This is a genomic window from Dietzia sp. UBA5065, assembly GCA_002415925.1.
Classification (GTDB): Bacteria; Actinomycetota; Actinomycetes; order Mycobacteriales; family Mycobacteriaceae; genus Dietzia.
In genome coordinates, this window is sequence record DIAZ01000143.1 from 1 (window position 1) to 5,780 (window position 5,780).

The window sequence follows — 5,780 nt, forward strand, 5'->3', positions numbered from 1 at the left end:
AGATGTGTATAAGAGACAGCTTCTGAGAAGCGCAGCCGGGCCGATGCAGAACATATTGACGATTGTCGATGCAATCAATAGGGTTGTGCCCATGAGTACACAGGCCTCGGCCCCCGCCGGTCCCGGCGCCACCACCGATCCCGGCGCGCCCGTGGCCGCCCAGATGTCCTTCCTCGACCGCTACCTCGCCGTGTGGATTCTCGTCGCCATGGCGACGGGGCTCCTGCTGGGTCGCTTCGTCCCCGGCATCGCCGACGCCCTCGACACCGTGAAGGTGGCCGACGTCTCCCTGCCGATCGCCTTCGGCCTGCTGGTCATGATGTACCCGGTCCTGGCCAAGGTCCGCTACGACGAGACCCACCGCGTCACGAGCGATCGCAGGCTCCTCGCGCTGTCGCTGCTCCTCAACTGGATCATCGGGCCGGCCCTGATGTTCACGCTGGCCTGGCTCATGCTTCCCGACCTGCCCGAATACCGGACCGGCCTCGTCGTGGTGGGGCTCGCCCGCTGCATCGCCATGGTCTTCATCTGGAACGACCTCGCCTGCGGGGACCGCGAGGCCGCGGCGGTGCTCGTCGCGATCAACTCGGTCTTCCAGGTGATCGCCTTCGCCGGCCTCGGATGGTTCTACCTCCAGGTCCTGCCGGGGTGGCTGGGGTTGGAGACCACGAGCGCTGACTTCTCCGTGTGGGCGATCGCGCTGAGCGTCCTGGTGTTCCTCGGCATCCCCCTGCTGGCGGGGTTCCTCACCCGGCACTTCGGCGAGAAGGCCAAGGGGCGCGAGTGGTACGAGGAGACGTTCCTGCCGAAGATCGGGCCGTGGGCCCTCTACGGACTGCTGTTCACGATCGTCGTGCTCTTCGCGTTCCAGGGCGACGCGATCATCGAGCGCCCCCTCGATGTGGCCCGGATCGCGCTTCCCCTGCTGGCCTACTTCGTCATCATGTTCGGCGGGAGCCTGCTCGCCGCGCGGGCGAGCGGTCTGAACTACGCCAAGTCCACCGCGGTCGCGTTCACCGCCGCGGGCAACAACTTCGAGCTGGCCATCGCGGTGAGCATCGGCACCTGGGGCGTCGCGTCCGGACAGGCCCTCGCCGGGGTCGTCGGGCCGCTCATCGAGGTCCCGGTGCTCATCGCCCTCGTCTACGTCAGCCTGTGGGCGGGAAAGCGACTCTTCAGGGGTGACCCCACGGTCCCCGGCGCGATCCACCAGGACACGTCCGCCGCGGCCCGCGCGGCAGGAGCCGAGCACCGATGATGCCGGACCCCGAGGCGCCCCGCGCGACCGTCCTGTTCGTGTGCAAGTCCAATCGCGGGAAGTCCCAGATGGCGGATGCGCTGCTCCGGGCCGTGGCGGGAGACGGGGCCGTGGAAGTCCATTCCGCCGGCACGCAGCCGGCGCTGGGGAAGGGGCCGAACTCCGAGTCGGTGGCGTCGCTGGCCGAGATCGGGGTCGACATGGCCGGTGGCGTGGCCACTCCGGTCGACGACGACGTGATGCGGCGGGCCGACGTCGTCGTCGTCCTCGGTACGGCGGCCCGGCTCGAGCCCGTGGACGGGATGCGCGCACCCATCGAGGTGTGGGAGACCGTCGAGCCGAGTGAGCAGGGGATCGAGGGGCCCGAGCGGATGGCACTCATCCGCGACGACATCGCGGCCCGCGTGCGCGAACTGTGGGCCCGGCTGTCGGCGGAGCCGGGCGGTCGCGCTCAGTACCCCGTGTAGCGCTCGGGCTCCTCGCCGAAGGTGAAGCCCCGGCCGGAGATCCGCTCCGGGGTGATCTCGACGAAGTTGTACTTGAGGGTCGGGATCCACGGCTTGAGGTTCAGTTCCTCGGCCTGGTTGATCTCCTCGAAGCCGTCGAGGCGGCGGGCCTGCCCCCGGATGACGATCGACCAGGCGTCGCCGCCCCGGATGTGATCGACCTGGAACACGACGTCCGGGTGGACGGTGATCCCCGCCAGTTTGGTCCCCTCCGCGGTGCGGAAGTACAGCTTGCCCTCGGGGGACACGGCGTAGTTCACGGGGAAGATGTCGGCCCGCCCCCCGGTGACGGTGACGAGACGGCCGAGGGACTCGGTGGCGAGCAATTCCAGGGAGCGGGACTCGTCGAATTCGGTGATCGGGTTGGCGTCCATACACGGATTCTGCCACTTGCCGGCCGCCCCCGGGAGGGATGGCGGCGTCAGCCCCCCGACCGCGCCGGGTGATGCACCTCACTCGGGCGGAGCCACCTGCGGACTCGTCGGGGATCGAGCGCGGGATCGTCGAAGGCGGATGCATCAACGGTCCGTTCTCTCTACGGTGGAATCTGACTATGACCCCAGGAGAACGAGAAACACCCCGTACCCCTGATTCGTCCGACGCGGTTTTCCGCCGGCCCACGGCGGCTGATGGCACCCGCATGTGGGAGATCGCCCGCGACAGCGGCGTCCTCGATCTCAACTCCCCCTACGCCTACGTGCTGTGGGGGGCGGAGTTCTCGGAGAGTTCCGTGGTGGTGGAGGTCGGGGACCGGGTCGTCGGCTTTGTCACCGGCTTCCTCCGCCCCTCCGAGCCGGACACGATCTTCGTGTGGCAGGTGGGCGTCGACGCAGACCAGCGCGGCAAGGGACTCGCCGCCCGGTTGCTGCACAGCCTGATGGACCGTCTCGCCGCGCGCGGCGTGGTCCGGCTGCGGACCACCATCAGCCCCGACAACGAGGCGTCGCAGCGCACCTTCGGCGCCGTGGCCCGAGACCGAGGCATGGCGCTGTCGAGCGAGGACTACCTCGGATCCGAGTTGCTCGGAGAAGGACACGAGCCGGAACACCTGTACACGATTTCCTGAAGGGCCCGCGACCCGCCGCGCGTCGAGCGCCGCGCCCGATCCAATGGAGTGATCTCAAGAGATGACCGAATCCACACAAGCCGCCAACCTGGACACCTCGATCTTCGCCGATCGCGAGTCGGAGGTCCGGAGCTACTCGCGGAACTGGCCGGTGGTGTTCGACACCGCCAAGGGCACCACGCTCACCACCGTCGACGGCGACGAGTACCTCGACTTCTTCGGCGGTGCCGGCGCGCTGAACTACGGACACAACGACGACGACATGAAGGCCGCGCTGCTCGAGTACATCCAGCGCGACGGCGTCACCCACTCGTTGGACAAGTACACCGTGGCCAAGCGGGCGTTCCTGGAGACGTTCTCCTCGAACGTCCTCGAGCCACGGGGGCTGGACTACAAGGTGATGTTCCCCGGGCCGACGGGTACCAACGCGGTCGAATCGGCGCTCAAGCTGGCCCGCAAGGTCACCGGCCGCGAGGCGATCATCAACTTCACCAACTCGTTCCACGGCATGACCCTCGGCTCACTGTCGGTGACGGGCAACTCGATGAAGCGCGCCGGCGCCGGCATCCCGCTGGTCCACGCCACGCCGATGCCGTACGACAACTACTTCGGCGGCGTCACCGAGGACTTCCAGTGGATGGAGCGCGTGCTGGTCGACTCCGGCTCGGGCATGAACCGCCCGGCGGCCGTGATCGTCGAGTGCGTCCAGGGCGAGGGCGGCATCAACGCCGCCCGCGCCGAGTGGCTCCGGGCGCTCAACGACCTGTGCGTCCGCCACGACATCCTGCTCATCGTGGACGACGTGCAGATGGGCTGCGGCCGCACCGGCGAGTTCTTCTCGTTCGAGTTCGCCGGCATCAAGCCCGACATCGTCACGCTCTCCAAGTCGATCGGCGGCTACGGCCTGCCGTTGGCGCTGACGCTGTTCCGTCGCGACCTGGACGAATGGACCCCGGGCGAGCACAACGGCACGTTCCGCGGGAACAACATGGCGTTCGTCACCGCCGAGGTGGCGCTGCGCAAGTACTGGTCCGACGACACGCTGCAGAACCGCACCCTGGAGAACGGCCGAATCCTGCGCGAGCGCTTCTCGCCGCTGGTCTACAAGTACCAGGACAAGCTCGAGCTGCGCGGCCGCGGCATGGCGTTCGGCATCGCCTTCCTCGAGAAGCCGGAGCTGGCCGGAGAGGTCATGGCCCGCTGCTTCGACAACAAGATGCTGGTGGAGACCGCCGGCCCGAGCGACGAGGTGGTCAAGTTCCTGGCCCCGCTCACGCTGTCCGACGACGAGCGCGACCGCGGCATCGAGATCTGCTACGAGGCCGTGGACCACGTCATGGCCAAGCAGTACGCCTGACGCGCGCCCGATACCTGCAGAAGGAGCATCCATGATCGTTCGCACCACCGCCGAGATCACCGACACCGACCGCCACGTCAGGGGCAACAACGGCAACTGGGAGTCCAAGCGCATCGTCCTGGCGGGTGACCGCGTCGGCTTCTCGTTCCACGAGACCACCATCGCCGCCGGCACGGTCAACGACTTCCACTACGCCAACCACGTCGAGGCCGTCTGGCTCACCCGCGGCAAGGGCACGCTGCGCGACCTCACCAACGGCGAGGAGTACCCGCTCGCGGCGGGCTCGATGTACCTGCTCGACGGCCACGAGAAGCACCAGGTGGTCGTAGAGGAGGAGATGCAGATGCTCTGCGTCTTCAACCCGCCGGTCGTGGGTGACGAGAACCACGACGAGGACGGCATCTACCCGCTCCTGCGCCTGCAGGACGACGGCACGGTCATCCGCGAGAAGTAGCGGCGGCGCCCCCCTGGTGGCCTGAACCTGCCCCTCCCCCCGGCTTGCGCTGCCGCTCCCCCCGGCTTGCGCTGCCCCTCTGACCGCTTTTCCTGGGCTCACGCTGCGGGATCGGACCATTCTCGCAGCGCACCCCGCCCGGGTCGGCGGGGGACCGGCCGGGAAGGCAGACTGACCGGGTGTCCACGATCGTGTTTCTCCACGCACACCCAGACGACGAGACCTCCCAGACCGCCGGGATGATGGCGCTCGCCGCGCGGGGCGGTCACCGGGTCGTCACGGTCTTCGCGACCGACGGCGACCACGGCGAGCGCCCCGACGATCTGGGGCCCGAGGGTGACCTGGTCGAGCACCGCCGCGAGGAGGCCCGCGCGGCGGCGGCGGTGCTGGGCGTGGCCCGGATCGACTGGCTGGGCTACCGCGACTCCGGCATGACCGGGTGGGACCAGAACGACGACCCGCTGTGCCTGCATCGGGCGGACGTCGACGAGGCGGCGGGCCTGCAGGGCGGGCAGGACGGCGGGCCGGATCAGCCGAACGGCCACCCCGACCACATAGCGGTGCACCGGATAGCCCGGCGCGCCGTGGAGACGGCGGCCCGGCGACCTCGGCTGGTGGAGGCCACGACCAACCGGGATGCTCAGCTGGAGATGCTCGACAGCCCCGAGGCCGCGGAGTTCCTGCGGTCGCTCGCGGCCGGCGGGATGGACCTGGACCTGGATCGGATTCGCCAGGCGATCCTCACCGGGGACGACGGCCTGCCGATCGGGGTCGCGGAATCCGAGATCACGTGGGCGATTGACCTTCCCCCGGATGTGGTCGAGCTCAAGCGCCGCGCGATGGCCTGCCATGCCAGCCAGACCAGCGACATCGGCATGATGTTGGCCTTCCCCCCGGACATCTACGCGGTGGCGTTCGGCACGGAGTACCTCATCGAACCGGGAGGGGACGGGCCGATGCGCCACGGGTGGCCGTTCGGCTGATCCGGCCCGCCGTCCTGCCCGCCCTGCAGGCCCGCCGCGCCGCCCGACCTGCCGCCCCGCCGCCCCGCCGCCCCGCCCGGGTGTGCTGGCGGACAGGACCGAACCCGCAGCGTGAGCCCCGCGAATCCGGGCACAGGGGCAGCGCAAGCCGGAGGG

General features: G+C 69.2%; 7 protein-coding genes. 6 read left to right on the forward strand and 1 reads right to left on the reverse strand.

The window, feature by feature from the left end:
• The first annotated feature begins 91 nt into the window (after positions 1–91).
• Together arsB and B4M60_RS11640 are read left to right on the forward strand one after the other, a co-directional pair.
• Complete coding sequence (gene arsB, locus B4M60_RS11635; RefSeq protein ID WP_291083991.1) at positions 92–1,258, forward strand: ACR3 family arsenite efflux transporter; 1,167 nt, start codon at positions 92–94, stop codon at positions 1,256–1,258.
• Entirely contained in the window at positions 1,255–1,725 is a 471-nt protein-coding gene (locus tag B4M60_RS11640; protein ID WP_414646795.1) for a low molecular weight phosphatase family protein, read from the forward strand. Before arsB ends, B4M60_RS11640 begins: the two co-directional genes overlap by 4 nt.
• On the opposite strand, the gene B4M60_RS11645 is transcribed toward B4M60_RS11640, so the two are convergent.
• A complete protein-coding gene (locus tag B4M60_RS11645) occupies positions 1,710–2,138 on the reverse strand; it encodes a pyridoxamine 5'-phosphate oxidase family protein (protein WP_291083993.1) in 429 nt (142 codons plus the stop codon). The genes B4M60_RS11640 and B4M60_RS11645 overlap by 16 nt on opposite strands.
• Before the next feature lie 179 nt (positions 2,139–2,317).
• Here B4M60_RS11645 and ectA point away from each other — a divergent pair, with 179 nt between their 5' ends.
• The 4 genes from ectA (at position 2,318) to B4M60_RS11665 (ending at position 5,624) form a co-directional block, all read left to right on the forward strand.
• Positions 2,318–2,830: a diaminobutyrate acetyltransferase gene (ectA, locus tag B4M60_RS11650; RefSeq protein WP_414646796.1), complete on the forward strand. Its 513-nt coding sequence runs from the start codon at positions 2,318–2,320 to the stop codon at positions 2,828–2,830.
• Between the two features lie 61 nt (positions 2,831–2,891).
• On the forward strand, positions 2,892–4,187 hold the full coding sequence (gene ectB, locus B4M60_RS11655) for a diaminobutyrate--2-oxoglutarate transaminase (protein ID WP_291083997.1): 1,296 nt from the start codon (positions 2,892–2,894) through the stop codon (positions 4,185–4,187).
• 31 nt (positions 4,188–4,218) lie between these two features.
• A complete protein-coding gene (locus B4M60_RS11660; RefSeq protein ID WP_291083998.1) occupies positions 4,219–4,641 on the forward strand; it encodes an ectoine synthase in 423 nt (140 codons plus the stop codon).
• Positions 4,642–4,820: 179 nt separating this feature from the next.
• Positions 4,821–5,624: a PIG-L family deacetylase gene (locus tag B4M60_RS11665; RefSeq protein ID WP_291084001.1), complete on the forward strand. Its 804-nt coding sequence runs from the start codon at positions 4,821–4,823 to the stop codon at positions 5,622–5,624.
• Positions 5,625–5,780 lie beyond the last annotated feature (156 nt).

Bases quoted from the DNA above. Each gene is read 5' to 3' on its own strand.
- B4M60_RS11640 (WP_414646795.1), top strand. From the start codon at position 1,255: ATGATGCCGGACCCCGAGGCGCCCCGCGCGACCGTCCTGTTCGTGTGC.
- ectA (WP_414646796.1), top strand. From the start codon at position 2,318: ATGACCCCAGGAGAACGAGAAACACCCCGTACCCCTGATTCGTCCGAC.
- ectB (WP_291083997.1), top strand. From the start codon at position 2,892: ATGACCGAATCCACACAAGCCGCCAACCTGGACACCTCGATCTTCGCC.
- arsB (WP_291083991.1), top strand. From the start codon at position 92: ATGAGTACACAGGCCTCGGCCCCCGCCGGTCCCGGCGCCACCACCGAT.
- B4M60_RS11660 (WP_291083998.1), top strand. From the start codon at position 4,219: ATGATCGTTCGCACCACCGCCGAGATCACCGACACCGACCGCCACGTC.
- B4M60_RS11645 (WP_291083993.1), bottom strand. From the start codon at position 2,138: ATGGACGCCAACCCGATCACCGAATTCGACGAGTCCCGCTCCCTGGAA.